Genomic DNA, 20,208 nt, shown 5'->3' on the forward strand with positions numbered 1-20,208 from the left:
GACCAGACGGCCGATCCTAGGGCCTTTCGTTTGGATCATGCCGGGGCGGTTCCTGGCGCCCCTTGCCGCCATCGCCCCCCGGTTCGGACCAGGGCCAGCGGGGGCGGTGGGGCGCGCGGCCCTCGGGGACGTACTCGTACACCCAGCCCCGTTGGATGCCCAGCCGCTTCGTGTGTCCGGCCGGGGCCCTGCGGTACGCGTACACGGTGGCCGGTCCGCCGTCGGCGTCCGGGACGGGGACCTCGTACCACTTGGGCGGGTGGCCGGTCGCGCCGGTGAGGACGGGCAGGACCCGGCCGTCCAGCGGGCCGCCGACGAAGGCGGTGTTCTCGCTTCTCACCGCGCCAGTCTGACCGATCAGTCCGGCGGCAGCAGATGCGCGGCCGCGCCGACCAGCGGGGCGAGCCGGTCCGCCAGCCGGCCGGCCGGTCCCGCGGCGGTCTCCAGGGGCAGCAGCGCGGCCACGGCGGAGGCGGTCTGCGGGTCGGAGGCCGAGGTGATGGCGAGGAGGCCGATGAACTGGTCGACCAGCCAGTCCCGCAGTTCGGACGCGTCCGGCCGCTTGTCCTCGTCCAGCCAGATCAGCGAGGCGGCCTCGACCGCGGCGATCCAGGTGCGCACCATCATGCTCAGCCGGGGCGCGGGCCCGCTGTGCGCGTCGTGGCCCAGGTGCAGCAGGATCTGTTCGGCCGCGGCCCGCCGTACCTCGTCCACGATCGTGCTCGTCCGGGACGTCTCGGCGACGCTGCCGCCCCGCAGCAGGGCGCTGAACCCGGCGTCGTGCTCGTCCACGAACGCCAGATAGCGGTCGAGGACGCGCGTCACCCGCTCGGTCGGCGGGCCCTCGGCCGGTTCGGCGAAGCACAGCTTCAGCTGCTCCGCCGCCGACCTGAGCGCCGCCTCGTACAACTGCTGCCGTCCGCCGGGGAAGTAGCGGTAGACCAGCGGGCGCGACACCCCGGCCACCGTCGCGACCTCGTCGAGCGAGACCTCGTCGGGGGCCCGGTGGGCGAAGAGGGTGAGCGCCGCACCGAGCAGCTGGGCGCGCCGTTCCTCGACGCTGAGCCTTCGGTACGCGCGTCCGGGCGGCGCGGCTGCGGCAGGGGTCATACCGGCCAGCGTAAGGGCTGTGGCCCTCAGGCCAGCAGGCCCGAGCTCTTCCACAGCCTGCGCCCCACGCCGTTGAGGACCCCGATGTCCTCGAAGAAGTCCGTCAGCCGCTTGGCGCCCGTCTGCATGACCTCGGCCCGGTGGCCGCTGGCCCGTACCTGGGCGACGGCCTCGTGGCGGTCGAGGCCGACGTTCTCGTACACCTGCGGGTTGACGAAGCAGACGGAGAAGACGCGGGCCGCCTCCCCGCAGCTCAGCCGGGCCAGTTCGCGTTCCCAGCGTGGGGCGGTCACCATCTGGCGGCGCAGCTCCTCGCGGGCGTAGCGCACGTGCCGCGCCTCCTCGATCACGTGGATGCGGGTCACCCCGCGCACCAGCGGCTGGACGCGCTCGTCGGGGAAGGTGAGCCGTTGCATCCAGTCGAGGATCTCCTCGCCGAGGAGCGTGCCGGCGAAGGAACCGGGCGTCGTGGAGACGCTCTTCAGGATGCGGGCCATGTTGTGGTATCTGCGCGGCACGGAGTAGGTGGGTCCGTTGCCCCAGGTGATCATCCGGCCGAACATCATCGAGTGCCGGCACTCGTCGGCTATCTCGGTGAGCGCGTAGCGGACGTGGCTGCTGGTCGCCGGCTTGTCGTAGATGTGCCGCACCAGCAGCTGCATGAGGATGATCTCGAACCAGATGCCGAGCGAGGCCAGCGAGGCCGCCTCGTGCCGGGCCAGTTCGAGCCGCTGGTCGTGCGACATGCGCTTCCACAGCGGGGTGTCGTAGAGGGAGACCAGCTCGGGCGGCCAGAACCACTTGCCGTCCTCGGGCAGCGTGTCCCAGTCGAGTTCCTTGTCCGGGTCGAAGGAGTGCTTGGCCGAGGCCTCCAGCAGCCGCTCCGCGATCTGTTCGCGGCCGCGCAGCGGGCCGAGTGCGTCGCGGAGGGTCTGCAGGTCGCTTTCGGTCACGGTCGTCATGGCTGGAGGCACCTCACACATGGGTTACCGGCGGTCACCCACTATGAGACTGCGTGTCAGCAAGGCCGTCAATCCCTTGCGCACGACTTGTTGACCGGGCGTCTACCAACGTGTGAACCTGCCAACTGAGCCGGTAACGCGCTGTGTTACGACGTACGCGAGGCGAAGGAGCCGTCCGTGTCGACCCACGACCTCTACACCACCGCCCCCGATCAGCCGCTGTGGGAGGTGCCCGCCTCGGGTGCCGCGCGCTTCAGCTGGGACTACGACGACGGCCGCGAGCGCCTTCTCGCCCTGTACCAGAAGGGCAAGGACAAGCAGTGGGACGGCAACAAGCGCATCGACTGGAGCCTGGAGGTCGACCCGGACGACCCGCTCGGCACCCCCGACGAGGCGCTGACGCTGTACGGCACCCCGCACTGGGCGAAGATGACCGAGAAGGACCGGGGCGAGCTGCGCAGGCACTACACCGCCTGGCAGTTCAGCCAGTTCCTGCACGGCGAGCAGGGCGCGATGATCTGCGCGGCCCGGATCACGGAGTCCGTCCCCGACCTGGACGCCAAGTTCTACTCCGCGACCCAGGCCATGGACGAGGCCAGGCACGCGGAGATTTACAGCCGGTTCCTGCACGAGAAGGTCGGAATGCTCTACCCGGTCAACGACAACCTCCAGGGGCTGCTCGGCGACACCCTGCGCGACTCGCGCTGGGACATGCCCTACCTCGGCATGCAGGTCCTCATCGAGGGCCTGGCCCTCGCCGCGTTCGGCATGATCCGCGACACCACGACCCGGCCGCTGCCCAAGCAGATCCTCGCGTACGTCATGCAGGACGAGGCCCGCCACGTCGCCTTCGGGCGGATGGCGCTGCGCGACTACTACAAGCAGCTCAGCGACGCGGAACTGCGCGAGCGCGAGGAGTTCGTCATCGAGGGCTGCTACCTGATGCGCGACCGGCTCAGCGGGGTCGAGGTCCTGGAGAACTTCGGCATCGGCAAGCAGGAGGCGAAGGACCTCTCCGAGCACTCCGAATTCCTCCAGCTCTTCCGCAAGCTGCTTTTCAGCCGCATCGTCCCGTGCGTCAAGGACATCGGCCTGTGGGGCGAACGGCTGCAGAAGGCCTACGTCGACATGGGCGTCCTCGAACTCGGCGACTCCAACCTGGACCTGCTCATGGCCCAGGACGAGGAGATAGCCGAACAGCTGGACAGGGACCGCTTCGAGGCGGAGGAGCAGGCCCGGGTGGCGGAGGTGGCCGAGGCGATCAGCCAGGGCGGGGCGGGTGCGGCAGGAGTCTGAGCGGCACCTCGCACGCCTGGCCGCCCACGGCCGCGCCTCCGCCCGGCTCTCACCTCGCCTACGACCGGCACTACGTCGCCGGCCACCTGGTGCGCCACCACCTCTTCGACCGGGTGCGCGACGCCGCCTTCCTGCGCGACTGGATCGCGGGCGACCGTCCCGGTGGCGTACCGCCCGAGGTGGCCGCCCTCGTCGACCGGCACGCGGCGCCCGCCGTCGTCCTGGACGCCTTCCACCGCCGCCTGCTGACGGTGAGCAGGCGCACGCCGTACCCGTCCGCCGCCATCGACCGCGCGGCGGGACGCTGACGGCCTCCACGCGCGCCCGGACCCTCGAAATCGTGTTCGTGTGCATGCCGTAGCTTGGGCGCCATGACCACGCCCCCGCCCCAGCCGCCGCAGGGCCCGTACGGCGCCCCCCAGGGCCCCTACGGCCCGCCGCAGCCCCAGCCCCAGCCGGGGCCCCGGCAGAATCCGTACGCCCAGCAGCCGTTGCCCGGACAGCAGCCGCCGCCCTACGGGTATCCGCAGGGCGCTCCGATGCCGCCCGCGCCCTGGGGCGCGGCGCCCGGCGGGCCGGGGTTCCCGGGGATGCCGCCGCCCAGGCGGAACAGGGCCGGGCTGATCGCCGCGGTCGTCGCCGGGGCGCTCGTGGTGGCCGGCGGCATCGCCTTCGGGGTCGCGCGGCTGGTGGACGAGGCGGACGACGGGACGCTTCCGACGGCCGGGAGCTTCCCGGCGGCCGAATACCGGCTGACCGTGCCGAAGACGCTGCTGGACGACGAGTACACCCTGCTGAAGGACTCCTCGGCGACGGACGGGAAGGACGTCGAGGACACGTACGACCCGACCATCCGCGACGCGAAGGCGGTGGTCACGCAGTACACCTCCAAGGGCGGCGGAACCCTGGTCGTCTCCGGCATGTGGGGCCGCATCAAGTCCCCGGAGTTCTCCCGGGACAAGATCCTGGAAGGGGCCGCCGAGACGGACGGGCTGACCGTGGTCGTGCCCGCCCGGGAGTTCACCCCCGAGGGCTACGGGATCACCGTCTCCTGCCAGGTCGCCCGGTCGAAGGAGGGAGGCGTCACCAGCACCCTCCCGATGTGCGCGTGGGGCGACGGCAACACCGCCTCCTTCGTCGCCGTCATCACCGCCGAGACCGCGCTCCAGGACCCGGAGAAGGTCGACCTCGACAAGGCGGCGCTGGACACGGCCCGGGTCCGCAAGGAGATGCGCAAGCCGATCGAGACCACCGGGGCGAGCTGACCGGTCCGGCGGCTGACCGGTCCGGCGGCTGATCAGGCGGCCGGCTGATCAGTCCGACGCGTCGATGATGTTCCCGTCCGCGTCCAGGGTGTGGGTGTTCCAGTACGTCCACCACTTGTCGTCCACGTGCTTGGGGACCTTGCCCTCCGGATAGCGGGCGTACCCCTTGGGCGGCTCCTGGCCGTCCGGCACACAGGCGCTCCCGGTACTGCCCACGTACAGCACCGGGTACTCGCCGCCGGAGCACACCGCGTCCTCCATGGAGCAGGCGGACGTGAGCAGCGCCAGGGCCGCGCCGGTGACGGCGAGGGCGGCGGTGGCGGTCCGGAGGCGGCGGGGACGACGGGCTGTGCGCACGGTGGGGCTCCTTCTGGGGGGTGGCTGTCGGTGTCCAGGCTGCCGCCTGGGGCCGGCGCGGTCCTGAGTACACGTACTCAGCTGCGGTGTTCGGGTACTTGTGCGGGCGGATCGTTTCCCTCATCCCGCGACCGGTGACAGGGCCCGCTCCACCGCCCGGGCCGCGCCCAGCAGCTCCGCGTCCCGGCCCCGGCCGGCCACCAAAACCGTCACGGGTCAGTCTTCCAGGGCGGCTTCCATCACGGAACGGGCGATCGGGGCCGCGCTGCCGCCGCCGCTGATGTCGGCCCGGTCGGCCTCGGCGTCCTCGACGACCACGGCGACCGCCACCGCCGGGCGGGCCGCGCCGTCCGCCTGCGCCCAGGAGATGAACCAGGCGTAGGGCAGGTCCGAGTTGTCGACGCCGTGCTGGGCCGTGCCGGTCTTGCCGCCGACCGTCGCCCCGTCGATCGCCGCGTTCGTGCCGGTGCCGTCCCGCACCACGTCGACCATCATCTGCCGCAGCCGCATCGCCGTCATCTGGTTCATCGCCCGGTGGTAGGAGCGCGAACCGGTGGTGTGGACCGTCGCGCCGCTGTGCTTGGTCGTCCGCTCCACCAGGTGCGGGTACATCAGCTCCCCGCCGTTGGCGACGGCCGCCGCCACCATCGCCATCTGGAGCGGGGTCGCCGTCGTGTCGAACTGGCCGATCGAGGACTGGGCCAGCTGGTCGTCGCTCATCTCCCGGTCGAAGTTGCTCTTCGCCACCCCCGACGGGATCTTCAGGCCCGTGTCGTTGAAGCCGAAGCGCTCGGCAGCCGCCACCATGCCGTCGAGCCCGACCTCCACCCCCAGGTGCGCCATCACGGTGTTGCACGAGACCCGGATCGCGTCGGCCAGCGACGCCTTCTCGCAGCCGCGCGACTCGTTGGGCAGGACGGTGGAGGTGCCCGGCAGCACGTACGGGGACGGGGTGTCGGTCGCCGCGTCCGGGTCGGTGACGACCTTCGCGTCCAGGGCCGCCGCCGCCGTCACGATCTTGAACGTGGAGCCGGGCGGATAGGTCTGCCGGATCGCCCGGTTGAGCATCGGCCGGCTGCTCGACGCGTTCAGCTCACGCCAGGCGTCGGTCACCGACGAGCCGGTGCCGGACAGCCGCCCGGGGTCGTACGAGGGGGTCGAGACCAGCGCGAGGATGCGGCCCGACGACGGCTCGATGGCCGCGACCGCGCCCCGCCGGTTGCCGAGCCCCCGGTAGGCGGCGCGCTGCACCGCGTCCTTGACGGTGGTAACGACATCACCGCCCGGCTGCCGGTCCCGGCTGACCTCGTTCCAGAAGGGGAGCGGGGCGAGCAGCGGGTCGGTGCCGGAGAGGATCGCGTCTTCGGCGTTCTCGATGAGGGTGGTGCCGTACGTCTGCGAGGCGTATCCCGTCACCGGCGCGTACAGCGGGCCGTAGCGGTAGGTGCGTTCGTGGGCGAGCTGCTCGCCGGTGTCCTTCGAGCCGGTGACGGGCCGGCCGTCGACCAGGATGTTGCCGCGCGGCTGGTCGTAACGGGCGATGGTGTTACGGCGGTTGGCGGGGTTGCCGTCCAGCTCGTCGGCGTCGAAGACCTGGACGCGGGCGGCGTTCACCAGCAGCGCCACGAGCAGCAGCAGGCAGAAGGCGGCGGCGTGCCGGATGTGGCGGATCACCGCTCGTCCTCCGGGAACGACGGGAACGACGGGAACGACGGGGACGACGGGACCGATGCCACGACCCCGGTCTCCACCTCGTCGGGCGCGGGCCGGCGGGCGAGGTCGCTGACCCGGATCAGCAGCGCCACGATGATCCAGTTGGTGACCACGGAGGAACCGCCCTGCGCCAGGAACGGCATCGCCATCCCCGTCAGCGGGATCAGCCCCATCACCCCGCCCGCGATCACGAACACCTGGAGCGCCAGGATCGAGGCCAGACCGATCGACAGCAGCCGCCCGAACGCGTCGCGCAGCGCGAGCCCGGCCCGGTAGCCGCGCGCCACGAGCAGCGCGTACAGCAGGAAGACGGCGGTCAGACCGGCAAAGCCCAGCTCCTCGCCGGCCGTCGCCAGGATGAAGTCGGACTTGGCGGCGAAACCGATGAGGACCGAGTGGCCGAGGCCGAGACCGGTGCCGAGCATCCCGCCCGCGGCGAAGGCGAACAGTGACTGGGCGAGCTGGCCGGGCCCCCGGCCGGCGTCGATCGAGGCGAACGGGTCGAGCCAGTCCTGCACCCGGCTGTGCACATGCGGTTCGAAGGAGCCCACGACGAACGCGCCGACCGCCGCGAGCAGCAGCCCGACCGCGATCCAGCCGGTCCGCCCGGTCGCCACGTACAGCAGGATCACGAACAGCCCGAAGAACAGCAGCGAGGTGCCCAGGTCGCGTTCCAGGACCAGGACGCCGACGCTGAGCAGCCAGATCGCCACGATCGGCCCGAGCACCCGCCCGGCGGGCAGCTGGAGCTTCCAGATCCTGCGGCCGGTGTGCGCGAGGGCGTTGTGGTTCGCCGCGAGGTAGGCGGCGAAGAACACCGCGAGCAGGATCTTGGCGAACTCGCCGGGCTGGAAGGAGAAGCCGCCGATCCTGATCCAGATCTTCGCCCCGTTCACCGCCGGGAAGAAGATCGGCACGATCATCAGGACGAGGGCGGCGGCGACCGAGAGGTACGCGTAGCGCTGGAGCACCCGGTGGTCGCGCAGGAAGACCACCACCGCGATGAAGAACGCGACGCCGAGCGTGGACCAGATCAGCTGGGTCGTCGCCGCCCGGTCGCCCGGCGTCTCCAGGTCCAGCCGGTAGATCAGCACCAGGCCCAGGCCGTTGAGCAGGACCGCGATGGGCAGCAGCAGCGGATCGGCGTACGGGGCGCGGAAGCGGACCGCGAGATGGGCGAGTAGCGCGAGCAGCCCCAGGCCGCCGCCGTACCCGGCGACATCGGGCGGGACCGCGTCGTCGTGGGCCAGCCCGACCGCGGCGTAGCCGTAGACGGAGATGAGGACGGCCCCGATCAGGAGCGAGAGTTCCACGCCGCGCCGCTTGGGCAGGCGCAGCTCGGGCGGGGGTGCGTCCGCCGTCGTTGCGGTCATGCCCCGCAACGTAGCAAGAGGTGGGGGTTATTTACCTTATGTACTGGTGCGGAGGTTCGCGGAGGTTCGCGGAGTTCACGGTGTTTACGGAGTTCGCTGTGTTTACGGGGTTCGCGGTGTTTACGGGCCCTCAGGGCCCGGCCGGTGGTTCCTCCTCGTCGAGGCGTACGTAGTGCGGCAGCGTCAGCCGGGCCACCGCCCCGCCGTCCGGCGCGTTCCCGAAGGAGAGCGCGGCGCCCATCACCTCGGCCTGCCTGGCGGCGATGGTCAGCCCGAGGCCGTGCCCCTTGCCGCCGGCCTCCGTACGGAAGCGCTGCGGGCCGCCCGCGGTCAGGTAATCCGGGAAGCCGTCGCCGTGGTCGCGTACGGTCACCACCGGTCCGTCGACCGTCAGGACCACCGGCGGCGTGCCGTGCCGGTGCGCGTTGCTGATCAGGTTGCCCAGCACCCGTTCCAGGCGCCGCTTGTCCGTCTCGACGCGCACCGGCTCCCCGGCGACCACGACCTCCGTGTCGGTGCCCGAGGCGCGCACCACCCGGGCGGCGAGCGGTGCCAGCTCGTGCACATCGAGGTCGACGTGCTCGGTACGGGCGTCGAGGCGCGAGATCTCCAGCAGGTCCTCGGTCAGGGCGCGCAGGGCCCGCGCCCGGTCCTGCACCAGCTCGGAGGGCCGGCCCGGCGGCAGCAGTTCGGCGGCGGCCGACAGACCGGTCAGCGGGGTCCGCAGCTCGTGCGCCACATCGGCGGTGAACCGCTGCTCGGCCTGCAGTTTGCGCTGGAGCGCCGACGCCATCGTGTCGAGCGCCCCGGCGACGACGGCGACCTCGTCCTGCCGGCGCGCCGGGTCCCCCGTACGCGGATCGTTGACGCGGGCGTCCAGATCGCCCGCGCCGATCCGCCGGGCCACCCGCGCCGTCTGGTGCAGCCGCCGGGTGACCCGGGTGACGGCGAACGCGCCGACCAGCAGGGTGGCGCCGATCGCCAGCAGCGAGGAGCCGATGATCGCCCCGTCCAGGCCGTTGATCGTGCGGGCGCTCTGGCTGTAGTCGGTCCAGACCGACAGCGCCCGCCCGCCGTCCGCCGGGGCGGCGGCCCACATCGCCGGGCGCCCGAGGTGTCCGGCGACCATGGTGCCCCGCCGCCCGCTCGCCGCCAGGGCCCGCAGTGGACCGGGCAGCCCCGGCGGGTCCACCCCGGAACGCAGCGGCAGCGCCTCGCCCGCCTCGTAGGCGCGGGAGGCATCGGTGAGCCGGGACAGCGCCTTCTCGCGGGCGTGGCCGACCGTCTGACGGGTGACCGCGGTGTGGACCAGCACGCCGAGGAGTGCGGCGAGCAGGCAGCACATCACGGTGATGAACACCGCGGACTTCCAGGTGAGCGTCGCGGTCCAGGCGGGCAGCCGCAGCCGGCGCCTGCGCCCGCCCATCGGCGCTCCCGCCCGGCGGCTCACCGGCGCTCCGCCGGGACGGATGCCGTGGGCCGGGGCGTCCCCGGGGCGGAGGGGCGCGGGCTCGGCGGGTGCCGCCGGTCCTGTCCGGTGCGCAGGATCTCGTCCTGAGTGGGCAGCATCGCGCGCTGCCGGTCGTCCCAGGACCACGCCGTGCGGTACTCGTAGCCCGTGATCGCCGAGGGCGCCCGCATGATCAGGTCCCGGCCGGCCAGCTCCACGCTGATCACCGCGTCCGTGGTGGCCATGATGCGGGTCAGCGCGCCGGAGTCCGGCATGTAGACCCGGACCGAGAGCTGACGGCCGGGCAGCCGGACGGCGAGGACCATCTCGTCCTTGCCGTCGCCGGTGAGGTCCCGGAAGTACGGCGGCAGCACCGGGCAGGAACGGGGCGCGCTGCGGCAGGCGTCGACCTGCTCCACCGTCCGGTCCGGCAGCTCGTTGACGCCGCTGGACCGGTTGGGCAGCGCCTTCAGCCCCGCCTGCACCACCGCCACCGGGTCCAGCCGGTGCACATCGTCGCCCGGGACGCGGATGCCGGGGATGCGCGCGGTCTCGCCCTCGCCGTAGTCGTACGGGGCGGCGGACGGCGGGGGCAGCGTCGGCCACAGACGCACCGGGCCGATCGCGGCCGACGTCCGGCCGGCACTCCGCAGTTCCCCGCCGGTGCCGCAGCCGGCCAGCAGCACGGCACCGGCGACGGCCACGAGGGCCGGCAGCAGCCGCGGACGCATGACTTCCTCCGTTCCCGGGGTTCCCGAGGGGCGGACGGGCCGACGCCGCACCGGCGCGCGGCCCCGTCCCGTCGACCTTATTCGGAAGGAAGTCCCTTATGTGTATTTAGTGCTGATGTGCAGTCAGTGCTGGTACGGGTTCTGCCCCTGGCCCGGCGCACCCGGCACGCCCGGCGCGTAGCCCGGGTGCTGCGGCTGGCCGTACGGGTTGCCGCTCTGCGACGCCAGGTGCTGGGCCAGCAACTGGTCGGCCTGCTCCTTGGGTATCTGCTGCTCGCCGCCGCAGAACGTGCACTGCGTGGCGAACTTGGTCGAGAAGGGGAACAGCGGCACGAAGAACAGCGTGAACTTCGTGACCCGCTTGCGCAGCGTGTGCGCGGCCGGGTTCCCGCACCAGCCGCAGACCAGCGTCAGGACTGCCAGCTGGTACAGATAACCTCGCGTGCCGAAAATGATCATGTGGGTTCCTTCCCCGTGTTCCCCAGGAGCGCCCGGCGGCATAGCACCAGCAGCTTTTCGTCGGTGTACGTGTCGTGGCTGCCGTAGGCGCCGTCCGTCGCGTTGTGACGGCGTACGGAGGTGAGCTCGGCGAGCAGCACGTGTGCCGCGTCCGACCCTGCACCAGCGGGCCCCATCCGCGCCAGGCATTCCGCCACCCGGACCCGGACGTGCCGGTTCTGCTCCCAGGCCGCCAGCAGCACCGGGACGGACTCCGCGGCCCGCCCGGAAACCTCCCACAGGGCGATCGCCGCGTCCACCCGCAGCCACAGCTCCTCGTGGCGCAGCAGGGCCCGCAGCCGGGGCGCGGTCACCGCCGCCCGCTCACCCAGCGGGCCCAGCGCGCTCGCCGCCGCGCGCCGCGCGTGCACGTCCTGTGTCGTCAGTCCCTCGATCAGCGCGGGAAGCACCGCGTCGGCGTCCCCCTCCACCGCCCACAGGGCCCCGGCCGCCTCGACCGCCTCCGCCGTCCCGGGGCGCCGCACCAGCGTCCGCAGCTCCGGCGCGGCGCAGCGCGCGGCGGGCCCGAAGGAGGCGAGCGCTCGCAGCGCCGCCGTACGCAGCCACTCGCCCCGGAACTCCGGGGTGCCGCGCAGGACCCGCAGGACCTCCGGGGCGGCCTCGCCCGCCCGCAGCGCGGTGAGTCCGGTCAGCAGCGGGCCCGCCCGGTCGTAGGCCCGCTCGTCGAACACCACCTCGCCCAGCCGGCGCCGCAGCGCACCGGCCAGCGGCCGGGCCGCCTCGCCCAGGTGCGCGACGCCGGGCCCCACGTCGTACGGCACCTGCGGGTGGTCGAGGGCGGCGGCCAGGGCCGGCAGCGCGCGGGCGTCGCCCAGCCGGGCCAGGGCCTTCACCGCGCTGCCGAGCGTCGTCCGCCCGTCCGCCCACTCCCGGACCCACGCCCCTGGGTCCGCCGCGACGCGCGCCGCCAGCGCGTCCGCCGCCGGGGCGGCCAGGCCGAACAGCCCCTCCAGCATGTGCGAGGCGGCCTCGGCGAGCTTCGGCTCGGGCGAGGTGAGCTGTTCGCCCACCAGCCCCACCAGCTCCGCGTAGGCGCCCCGCCAGCCCCCTATGAGCCCGCCGCTCATGCGCACGGCGTCGATGCGCTGCCAGGCGTCGGGGCTGTGCAGCTGATCGGTCAGCAGCGCGGTCCGCTCGGCGATGCGGTCGTTCAGTCCGACGTGCAGGGTGCGCAGCAGATCGGCCGTCCAGGGCGCCGTACGCCCCGCGTTCTCCTCGGCCGCCAGCGCCCGCAGCTGGCCCAGCAGTGTCACCGGGGCGGCCTCGGGGGCGGCGGTCCCGGGCGGCTCGGCGCCTCGGGGCCGGGCGCCGACCGGGCCGGGGAGCGTGCGCAGCTGCCGCAGCAGCCCCGTCACCAGCGGCACCACATCGCCCGGCAGCGAGCGCGGCGCGCAGCGCGCCAGCTGGGCCAGGGCCGCCAGCCGTAGCCCCGGCGGATTGGCCTCGGCGGCCAGCCGGCTCAGCCAGTCGGCGACCGGCCGGGTCAGCGGCCGGTGGCGCAGCGCGAGCCGCCCCGCCGCCTCGACCAGCGCGAGCCGCACCTCCTCGTCCGCCTCCACCGCCAGCCGCTCGCGCAGCAGGGCCAGCACCCGGGCCGGGTCGTCGTGCAGGGTGGCCAGGGCGAGCGGGGCGGAGAGCCGTACGCCCCGGTCCTCGTCGGCCATCAGGGGGAAGAACACCCCGGCGCCGGCGGAGACGGCCGCAGCCGCCATCGCGTAGTTCGCCGCGCCCTCCGCCTCGTCCTCGTCGATCTCCTCCTCGTCGTCCTCGTCGAGGTCGATGCCGCCGATGCTGGTCAGCAGCTCGACTATGTCGCCCCGGTCCGGGACCGCCGGATCGACCACCAGCTCGAAGAGGAAGGGGATGCAGGCGAGCGTGCACGCGTAGACGTCGCCCTGGTGGTGCACCGCCCCGTACATCCCGTCCAGGGCGCCTTCGCGCTCCGCGGGATCGGCGGACGCCAGGCCGCGCAGCAGTCCGGGCACGTCGTCCGCAGGCCCGTAGGCATGCTCCATCGAGGCCCAGTCGACCTCTTCGATCCCCGCGAACACGCCATCGCCTCCCCACCGACGTCCACGAAAGCAGTGTCTGGGCAGAGTGTGCACCACGGCTCGGACAATCCGACCACCGCCCGCACGCATTTACCCTTGGACATGACAAGACCCGCGCGCGTGCGGTATGGGTGCGGGGCGCGTACGCCTACGCGGGGTCCGGGATCGGCCGGCCCCGGCCGGGCTCGTGGAGCGGGGCGAGCAGATCGCCGTGGCGGGCCAGCCGCCCGGCCATGTCACCCGCCAGGAAGACCAGATCGCCGGGGGCGCGGCACTGCTCGATCTCCGCCCAGGTGACCGGCGCCGATACGGAGGGCTCGGCCCGTGCGCGCAGGGTGTAGGGCGTGGCTGTGGTCTTCGCGGCGGCGTTCTGGCTGAAGTCCACGAACACCTTGCCCGGCCGCAGCGCCCGCCGCATCCGGTGCACCACCAGGTCCGTGAGCTCCCGCTCCGCCCGGACGGCCAGCCCCTTCGCGTACGCCGAGACCGCCGCCGAAGCGGTGGGGACGATCGGCACCAGCAGGTGCAGGCCCTTGGAGCCCGAGGTCTTCCCGTACGCCTCCAGGCCGTCCTCGGCCAGCCGCTCGCGCAGCCACAGCGCGACCCGGCAGCATTCCACGACCGTGGCGGGCGCCCCCGGGTCCAGGTCGAACACCAGCCGGTCGGCCACCGCGGGCGTCTCGGCCCGCCACTGCGGGGTGTGGAACTCCACCACCAGGTTCGCGGCCCACATCAGGGAGGCCAGATCCTGGACGACCACCTGTTCGGCCGGTTCGCTCTCGCGGTGCGGCACCGTCGTCCTGCGTACCCAGGACGGAGTACCGGGCGGCGGTTTCTTGGCGAAGAACAGCTGCCCGTCCGGCCCGTCCGGGTAGCGCAGGAAGGACACCGGCCGGTCCCGCAGATGCGCGAGCAGGACCTCGGACGCCGTGGCCGCGTAGTAGTGCAGCACCTCGCCCTTGGTGGTGCCGGTGGCCGGATACAGCACCTTGTCCAGGTTGCTCAGTGACAGGCGTCGCCCCTCCACCTCCGTGATCGGCGTCATACGATAAGAATCACACGTAAATAGGTATTTTCTTCGTATATGCGGACGTAAGGGGTGAACCGGTGAGGTCCATCTGGAACGGCGCCATCTCCTTCGGGCTGGTCAGCATCCCGATCAAGCTGGTCAACGCCACCGAGAACCACTCGATCTCCTTCCGGCAGATCCACGTCGAGGACGGCGGCCGCATCCGCTACCGCAAGGTGTGCGAACTGGACGGCGAGGAGGTGACCCCGGCCGAGATCGGCAAGGCGTACGAGGACGCCGACGGCACGATGATCCCGATCACCGACGAGGACCTGGGCAAGCTGCCGCTGCCCACCGCCAAGACGATCGAGATCGTCGCCTTCGTGCCGGCCGACGCGATCGACCCGCTCCAGATGGACGCGGCGTACTACCTCTCCGCCAACGGCGTTCCGGCCGCCAAGCCGTACACCCTGCTGCGCGAGGCGCTGAAGCGGAGCCGGAAGGTCGCGCTCGCCAAGTACGCGCTGCGCGGGCGCGAGCGGCTGGGCATGCTGCGGGTCGTGGACGACGTGATCGCCATGCACGGGCTGCTCTGGCCGGACGAGATCCGCGCCCCCGAGGGCGTCGCGCCGGAGTCCGACGTGACGGTGCGCGACGCCGAGCTCGACCTCGCGGACGCCCTGATGGACACCCTCGGCGAGGTCGACATGGACTCGCTGCACGACGACTACCGCGAGGCGGTCGAGGAGCTGATCGCCGCCAAGGCGTCGGGCGAGGTCCCGGAGCCGGCCGAGAAGGGCACCTCCGGCGGCGGCAAGGTCATCGACCTGATCGCCGCCCTGGAGAGCAGCGTCCGGGCCGCGAAGGAGGCCCGCGGCGAGGAGACGGACGAGGAGGCGGGCGGCGACGGCGGCGAGGGCGACGGCGCGGGCGAGCGGCCCGTCGCCGGCGTCACCTCGATCGCCGACCGCAAGGCGTCCGGCTCCGCCCGCAAGAAGGCCGCCTCGGGCTCCGGCTCCGGTTCCGGCGGCTCGGGCTCCGGCGGCTCCGCGAAGAAGTCCGCCTCCTCGCCCAAGTCCTCCGGAGGTAAGAAGTCCACGGCGGGCACGGGCAAGGCGTCCGCGAAGAAGACGGCCTCCAAGAGCGCGGCCTCCAAGAGCGCGGCCTCCAAGAGCACGGCCAAGAAGACGGCCGCCAAGAAGACGCCGGCCAAGAAGCAGACAGCCTCGAAGAGCGGCACCTCCCGCAAGCGCGCCTCGGCCTGACCGGACCCGCGCGAACCCGGCCGCGTGAACCCGCACGCGGGAGCCCGGCCGCGTGAACCCGGCCGCGTGAACCCGCACGCGGGAGCCCGCACGCACGGGGCCGGCCGCCGAGAACCGGCGGCCGGCCCCACACCCCCCGGAGATCAGCGCCGGCGGTAGGAACTCACATAGCCGGCGGCCGGCGTGCCGACGCCCGTCACGTCGTCGTATCCGCGCACCGCCGACAGCGAGGCGTCCTTGCCCAGGCTCCGCACCGACGTCTTCAGGCCGTCCGCCGCGTCATAACCGTTGGCGAAGTCCACCCGGGCCACCGCCAGGTCACGCCGCGCGCCCAGCGGGTGGTCCGTCACGTCGTGGTACGCCTTCGAGTGGTACCGGGCGTAGATCGCCGGGTTGGCGAAACCGATCGGCCGGCCGTGCTGGGCCTGCTGCACCAGCGCCTGGATGCCGGCGATGACCGGGGCCGCCAGCGAGGTGCCGCCGATGCGGTACTCGTCGTAGCCCAGCGAGCCGTCGGGCAGCGTCTGGGTCTGGCCGACCAGGAAGCCGGTGTTCGGGTCGGCGACGGCCGCGATGTCCGGGGCCGTGCGCATCCGGGTCTTCCCGTTCGCCCTGGCCAGCGAGTCGGGCACGATCCCGCGCTGGTAGGACGGCTGCTTCACGGTGGAGCTGGTGCCGCCGCCCGCGCCCGAGCTGTACGCGCCGGGGAACCCGGTCCAGCTCCGGCCGTCCGCCGCCAGCGGGGCGTTCAGGGTGCCCCAGCCGGTCTCCCACTGGTACGTGTCGTGCTTGCCGACCGCCAGCGACGTACCGCCGACCGAGGTCACCCACGCCGAGTTGGACGGGACGTCGATCTGCTTGGTGCCGGTGGAGGCCACGTTGTCGCCGGCGTCACCGGAGGAGAAGTAGAAGCCGATGCCCTCGACCGCGCCCATCATGAACACCCGGTCGTAGGCGAGCGCCAGATCGGGGGTCTGGTTCGCCTCGATGTCGCCCCAGGAGTTGGAGACGATGTCCGCGAGCCGGTGGTCGACGACCTTGTTCAGCGAGTCGAGCAGGTCGTCGTCGTAGCAGGAGGCGCCGCCCACGTACACGATGTCGGCGGCGGGCGCGACCGCGTGCACGGCCTCGACGTCGAGGGTCTCCTCCCCGTACCAGCCGGAGGCGCCGCACTCCTCGGTCTTCGTGTACGCGTCCGGCAGCACCTGGCGCAGCTGGCCGCGCCGGTAGGCCGCGTCCCCGTTGCGCTTGGCGTACTCGGCGGCGTCCTTCGCGATGGTGGGGGAGGCGTACGCGTCGGTGATCGCGACGGTCACCCCCTTGCCGGTGTAGCTCCCGGCCCCGTACGCGGCGCGCAGCTGCTTGCCGGTGTACCCCTTGACCGCGTACGGCACCTTGGAGCCGTACGCCTTCGGCAGCGAGGAGGCGGTCCTGGAGCCGTAGTACGAGGAGAACGGGCCGGAGTTTCGGAACACATCGTCCGGGGGCGGCAGCACGTCGTCGTGACGTGAGGTGTGCGGGGCGTTGTCCAGGCCGGACACGGCGAGCACGACGTCGCCCAGCGCGGCCGGCACCGAGGCGGTGGAGGCGGGCGCCCGGTAAGTGCGGCTGCCCTTACGGTAGTTGCGCAGCTGGGTGCTGAACGCCTTCTCGGCGGCGGCGACCTCACCGGTGGCCGAGACGTAGTGCTGGTCGGCGCCGGTGACCGTCAGCCCGCTGGACTTCAGCCACGTGCTGACCCGGTCGATCTGCTCCCGGGTGGCCCCGAACCGGGCCTGCGCCTGCGCGGGGCTCAGGTACTTCCCGTACGAGGGGGACTTCGGGTCGGAGACGGCGGCGGCGTAGGCGGCGAGGCCCTTCGCGTCCCGCCCGGCCAGGTGGACCCGGACGGACACCTTCCCGCTGTCGGAGGTGGCTCCCTGGTCGGCCGTGGCGGTGGCCCAGGCCGGCTTGGTGCCCTGCAACGCGTCCCGGGCGCCGGGCGCGGAATCGGCACTGGCGTCGGGTATCCCGAGGGCGAGCGCCCCGGCGAGCAGCGGCAGTGTCACTGCCAGGCTCATCCCGGCGCGTCGTCGGGCGCGGCTGATTCTCAAAACAACCCCCTGCGATGTGGGTCTCGCGGATGGATCATGTGCCGGATGATGTGCACATGTAAGGCGCCACTCTGGCGAGGAACACCTCATGCAGGGGGCATGCATTCACCAAGACTCGGCCAAACGGCCCCGTACGACGGCCGGTTCGTCACAAATCGCCGGGTACCCGAGCCTTGCGTGCCCCGCCCGCCCGCCCGGTAAAGTGCGAGACGCCGCGACTGGCGCGCATCCCCGCGCGGGGTGCTCAGTGGAATCGACCACGAGGGAGCGGCACACCCCGGGCGTGCCCGGGGGCGTCATGCCGGAGAGCCGTCCGCCTGGGCATCCGGGTCCACGCCGCAGCCATGCGACCGACCCGGGAGGAACCCCGTGACCGCGTCCGTACCCGCACAGCCCCGCCACCCCGCCCTGGCGGCAGCCGATCCGGAGCTCGCCGCACTCGTGGCCGCCGAGGAACAGCTCCAGGCCGACACCCTGCGCCTGATCCCCAGCGAGAACTACGTCTCCGCCGCCGTGCTCGAAGCCTCCGGCACGGTGCTCCAGAACAAGTACTCCGAGGGCTACCCCGGCAAGCGCTACTACGAGGGCCAGCAGGTCATCGACCAGGTCGAGACCCTCACCGCCGAGCGCGCCCGCGCCCTTTTCGGCATGGACCACGCCAACGTCCAGCCGTACTCCGGCTCACCCGCCAACCTCGCCGTCTACCTGGCCTTCCTCAAGCCCGGCGACACCGTGCTCGGCATGTCCCTGCCGATGGGCGGCCACCTCACGCACGGCTGGGGCGTCTCCGCCACCGGCACCTGGTTCAACGGCGTCCAGTACGGCGTGCGCCGCGACACCGGCCGCGTCGACCTGGACGAGGTCCGCGACCTGGCCCTCGCCGAGCGGCCGAAGCTGATCTTCTGCGGCGGCACCGCCGTGCCCCGCGAGATCGACTTCGCGGGCTTCGCGGAGATCGCCCGCGAGGTGGGCGCGGTCCTGGTCGCCGACATCGCCCACATCGCGGGCCTGGTCGCGGGCGGCGCCCACCCCTCGCCCGCCCCGCACGTGGACGTCGTCTCCACCACGACGCACAAGACCCTGCGCGGCCCGCGCGGCGCGATGCTGCTCAGCCGCGTCGAGCACGCCCGCGCCCTGGACCGCGCCGTCTTCCCCGGCCTCCAGGGCGGCCCGCACAACCAGACCACGGCCGCCATCGGCGTCGCCCTGAACGAGGCGGCCACCCCGGCGTTCTGCTCCTACGCCCACAGGGTGGTCGCCAACGCGCGAGCGCTGGGCGGGGAACTGGCCGCCCGGGGCTTCGACCTGGTCTCCGGCGGCACCGACAACCACCTGCTCCTGGTGGACCTCACCAGCAAGGACATCCCCGGCAAGACCGCCGCCAAGGCCCTCGACCGCGCCGGCATCGTCGTCAACTACAACGCCGTCCCCTACGACCCCCGCAAGCCCTTCGACCCCTCCGGCATCCGCATCGGCACCCCGGCGCTCACCTCGCGGGGCGTCCCGGGGTCGGAGATGGCGGCCGTCGCGGGGTGGATCGACCGCGTGATCACGGCCGCCCGCGCGGGCGACGAGGCCACGATCGGCGCGGTTCGGGCCGAGGTGAAGGAGCTGATGGCCGGATACCCGGCACCGGGGCTGCCGGTCGCCTGACGCGGCGCGCATGACTGTGCCCCGCACCGGAGTCGACCGGTGCGGGGCACGGCTTGGGGCTCAGCCCCGGGCGGCGTACGTGACGAACTCGCCCCACGCGGCGGGGGAGAGGGCGAGTTCGGGGATGCGCTGGTCCTTGGAGTCCCGGACGTGGACGGCGGCGGGGCAGGCGGCGACCTCGACGCAGCTGTCGCCCTGGGAGCCGCTGTAGCTGGACTTGTGCCAGTCCATTGCCACCTCGACGCAGTTGTCCCCCTCCGAGCCGCTGTAGCTCGACTTGCGCCAGTCCATCGCCACCTCGACGCAATCGTCACCCTGCGAGCCGCTGTAACTGCTCTTGAACCAGGTCAGGCCGGACGTGCTCATAGCGCTCCTCGCATTCGCTTCAGCAGGCTCAGCGAGTCCTCGGGAGTCAGAGCCTGTGAGCGCAGTTTCGCATACCGCTGCTGGAGGATGCTGATCTCTTTCGGGTCGGAAATCAGCCGTCCGTTCTGCTGCCCCTCCGAGTACGCGAACCAGCGGTGCTCAGGAGTCTCGGCCAGCCGCATGGGTCCGTCCGTCCCGGCATGCGATACCCGTCGCGTAGGCATGATCTGAAACTCCACGTTCCAGTTCCCCTCGATCAACTCGATCAGGTGATCAAGGAGTTCACGCGTGACGTCGTCCCCGCCCGTGTGCCGCTCCAGCACCGACTGCTCCACGATGAAGCTGAACGCGGTCGGAGGCTTCCGGCTGACGGACAGCAGTTCCTGACGGGCCATCCGCGCCGCGATCCGCTCTTCCAGCTCCTCAGGGTCCGGCAGGGGCGGTACGTCGAGCGAGATGGCTCGTGCGTACGCCTCGGTCTGCAACAGGCCGGGGATCACCCGGCATTCGTACGTGTAGAGGCTGATCGCCGTCGCCTCCAGGCGTGCCCACTGCACGAACCAACTCGCGAGACCGGCCTGCCGGGTCAGATACGGTGCGGCCTTGCGAAGGGCACCCGTGTTACCGAGCACAGGCTCCGCGCTCTCCACGAAGCCGCGCTCCGGCCAGCGGCGGCCCTGCTCGATGGAGGCGATCGTGTGCTTCGAGTAGCCGACGAGGGCGCCGAACTCCTCGCGGCTCAGGCCCGCGTGTTCGCGTAGGGCATGGACGACCGCGCCGAACGTGCGCAGACTGTCCGAAGCCCCCGGCTCCGTACCGCCCGCAGATCCCGTACCGCCGTCCGTGTTCCCGTAGGCCATCGTGGCCACCTTTCGCGCCGCACCCCGTCGTACCGCTTCTGACTCGGTGTCATGGTCGAGGCGGGGGTTACGTACTGTCCACCAGGCGTGTGCGTACGCTGACGCAGCGTACGCGCTGCGAGCCTGGCGTGAACG

19 protein-coding genes are annotated in these 20,208 nt (G+C 72.4%); 5 read left to right on the forward strand and 14 right to left on the reverse strand.

Features of this window, described 5'->3' with window-relative positions; genetic code table 11:
- Positions 1–16 precede the first annotated feature (16 nt).
- From E6P78_RS10385 to E6P78_RS10395, 3 genes are read right to left on the reverse strand one after another with little or no spacing between them, the layout of a single operon-like run.
- Entirely contained in the window at positions 17–340 is a 324-nt protein-coding gene (locus tag E6P78_RS10385; protein WP_136203251.1) for a hypothetical protein, read from the reverse strand.
- A 17-nt stretch (positions 341–357) separates the two neighbouring features.
- Positions 358–1,110 (reverse strand): TetR/AcrR family transcriptional regulator, encoded by a 753-nt coding sequence (locus E6P78_RS10390; protein WP_136203252.1) that lies wholly within the window; start codon positions 1,108–1,110, stop codon positions 358–360.
- Positions 1,111–1,136: 26 nt separating this feature from the next.
- A complete protein-coding gene (locus E6P78_RS10395; protein WP_136203253.1) occupies positions 1,137–2,072 on the reverse strand; it encodes a diiron oxygenase in 936 nt (311 codons plus the stop codon).
- A 177-nt stretch (positions 2,073–2,249) separates the two neighbouring features.
- On the opposite strand from E6P78_RS10395, the gene E6P78_RS10400 reads away from it, so the two are divergent.
- The 3 genes from E6P78_RS10400 to E6P78_RS10410 all read left to right on the forward strand — a co-directional run bounded on the left by E6P78_RS10400 (position 2,250) and on the right by E6P78_RS10410 (position 4,633).
- Positions 2,250–3,368 carry a ferritin-like domain-containing protein gene (locus E6P78_RS10400; protein ID WP_136203254.1) on the forward strand — a complete coding sequence of 373 codons (1,119 nt, stop codon included), beginning with the start codon at positions 2,250–2,252 and terminating at the stop codon, positions 3,366–3,368.
- Positions 3,369–3,457: 89 nt separating this feature from the next.
- Positions 3,458–3,676, forward strand: a complete 219-nt coding sequence (locus E6P78_RS10405; RefSeq protein WP_206307775.1) for a hypothetical protein — start codon at positions 3,458–3,460, stop codon at positions 3,674–3,676.
- 63 nt (positions 3,677–3,739) lie between these two features.
- Entirely contained in the window at positions 3,740–4,633 is an 894-nt protein-coding gene (locus E6P78_RS10410) for a hypothetical protein (RefSeq protein WP_136203255.1), read from the forward strand.
- A gap of 48 nt (positions 4,634–4,681) precedes the next feature.
- On the opposite strand, the gene E6P78_RS10415 is transcribed toward E6P78_RS10410, so the two are convergent.
- The 8 genes from E6P78_RS10415 to ligD all read right to left on the reverse strand — a co-directional run bounded on the left by E6P78_RS10415 (position 4,682) and on the right by ligD (position 13,872).
- The gene (locus tag E6P78_RS10415) at positions 4,682–4,990 is read right to left on the reverse strand and encodes a hypothetical protein (protein ID WP_136203256.1); all 309 of its coding nucleotides are present in this window, start codon (positions 4,988–4,990) and stop codon (positions 4,682–4,684) included.
- Positions 4,991–5,206: 216 nt separating this feature from the next.
- Positions 5,207–6,664: a penicillin-binding transpeptidase domain-containing protein gene (locus E6P78_RS10420; protein WP_136203257.1), complete on the reverse strand. Its 1,458-nt coding sequence runs from the start codon at positions 6,662–6,664 to the stop codon at positions 5,207–5,209.
- Positions 6,661–8,076: an FtsW/RodA/SpoVE family cell cycle protein gene (locus E6P78_RS10425; protein ID WP_136203258.1), complete on the reverse strand. Its 1,416-nt coding sequence runs from the start codon at positions 8,074–8,076 to the stop codon at positions 6,661–6,663. Before E6P78_RS10425 ends, E6P78_RS10420 begins: the two co-directional genes overlap by 4 nt.
- 130 nt (positions 8,077–8,206) lie before the next feature.
- Positions 8,207–9,502 (reverse strand): HAMP domain-containing sensor histidine kinase, encoded by a 1,296-nt coding sequence (locus tag E6P78_RS10430; RefSeq protein ID WP_240799133.1) that lies wholly within the window; start codon positions 9,500–9,502, stop codon positions 8,207–8,209.
- A gap of 20 nt (positions 9,503–9,522) precedes the next feature.
- Positions 9,523–10,257, reverse strand: coding sequence for a hypothetical protein (locus E6P78_RS10435; RefSeq protein WP_136203260.1), 735 nt, complete (start codon positions 10,255–10,257; stop codon positions 9,523–9,525).
- Between the two features lie 123 nt (positions 10,258–10,380).
- Entirely contained in the window at positions 10,381–10,716 is a 336-nt protein-coding gene (locus tag E6P78_RS10440; RefSeq protein WP_136203261.1) for a zinc-ribbon domain-containing protein, read from the reverse strand.
- Entirely contained in the window at positions 10,713–12,827 is a 2,115-nt protein-coding gene (locus E6P78_RS10445) for a PBS lyase (protein WP_136203262.1), read from the reverse strand. The genes E6P78_RS10440 and E6P78_RS10445 overlap by 4 nt, the downstream gene beginning before the upstream one ends.
- Before the next feature lie 148 nt (positions 12,828–12,975).
- Complete coding sequence (gene ligD / locus E6P78_RS10450; RefSeq protein WP_136203263.1) at positions 12,976–13,872, reverse strand: non-homologous end-joining DNA ligase; 897 nt, start codon at positions 13,870–13,872, stop codon at positions 12,976–12,978.
- Positions 13,873–13,934: 62 nt separating this feature from the next.
- Between ligD and E6P78_RS10455 the strand changes: the two genes are divergently transcribed.
- Positions 13,935–15,101 (forward strand): Ku protein, encoded by a 1,167-nt coding sequence (locus E6P78_RS10455; protein ID WP_136203264.1) that lies wholly within the window; start codon positions 13,935–13,937, stop codon positions 15,099–15,101.
- 143 nt (positions 15,102–15,244) lie between these two features.
- Here E6P78_RS10455 and E6P78_RS10460 read toward each other — a convergent pair whose 3' ends face one another.
- Positions 15,245–17,161 carry a S53 family peptidase gene (locus E6P78_RS10460; protein WP_136203265.1) on the reverse strand — a complete coding sequence of 639 codons (1,917 nt, stop codon included), beginning with the start codon at positions 17,159–17,161 and terminating at the stop codon, positions 15,245–15,247.
- Positions 17,162–17,563: 402 nt separating this feature from the next.
- On the opposite strand from E6P78_RS10460, the gene glyA reads away from it, so the two are divergent.
- A complete protein-coding gene (gene glyA / locus E6P78_RS10465; RefSeq protein WP_136203266.1) occupies positions 17,564–18,847 on the forward strand; it encodes a serine hydroxymethyltransferase in 1,284 nt (427 codons plus the stop codon).
- 60 nt (positions 18,848–18,907) lie between these two features.
- Here glyA and E6P78_RS10470 read toward each other — a convergent pair whose 3' ends face one another.
- Both E6P78_RS10470 and E6P78_RS10475 read right to left on the reverse strand, forming a co-directional pair.
- Positions 18,908–19,213, reverse strand: a complete 306-nt coding sequence (locus tag E6P78_RS10470; protein ID WP_136203267.1) for a DUF397 domain-containing protein — start codon at positions 19,211–19,213, stop codon at positions 18,908–18,910.
- Positions 19,210–20,073 (reverse strand): helix-turn-helix transcriptional regulator, encoded by an 864-nt coding sequence (locus tag E6P78_RS10475; RefSeq protein ID WP_136203268.1) that lies wholly within the window; start codon positions 20,071–20,073, stop codon positions 19,210–19,212. Before E6P78_RS10475 ends, E6P78_RS10470 begins: the two co-directional genes overlap by 4 nt.
- Positions 20,074–20,208 lie beyond the last annotated feature (135 nt).

Source organism: Streptomyces sp. A0958 (assembly GCF_004795035.1).
Classification (GTDB): domain Bacteria; phylum Actinomycetota; class Actinomycetes; order Streptomycetales; family Streptomycetaceae; genus Streptomyces.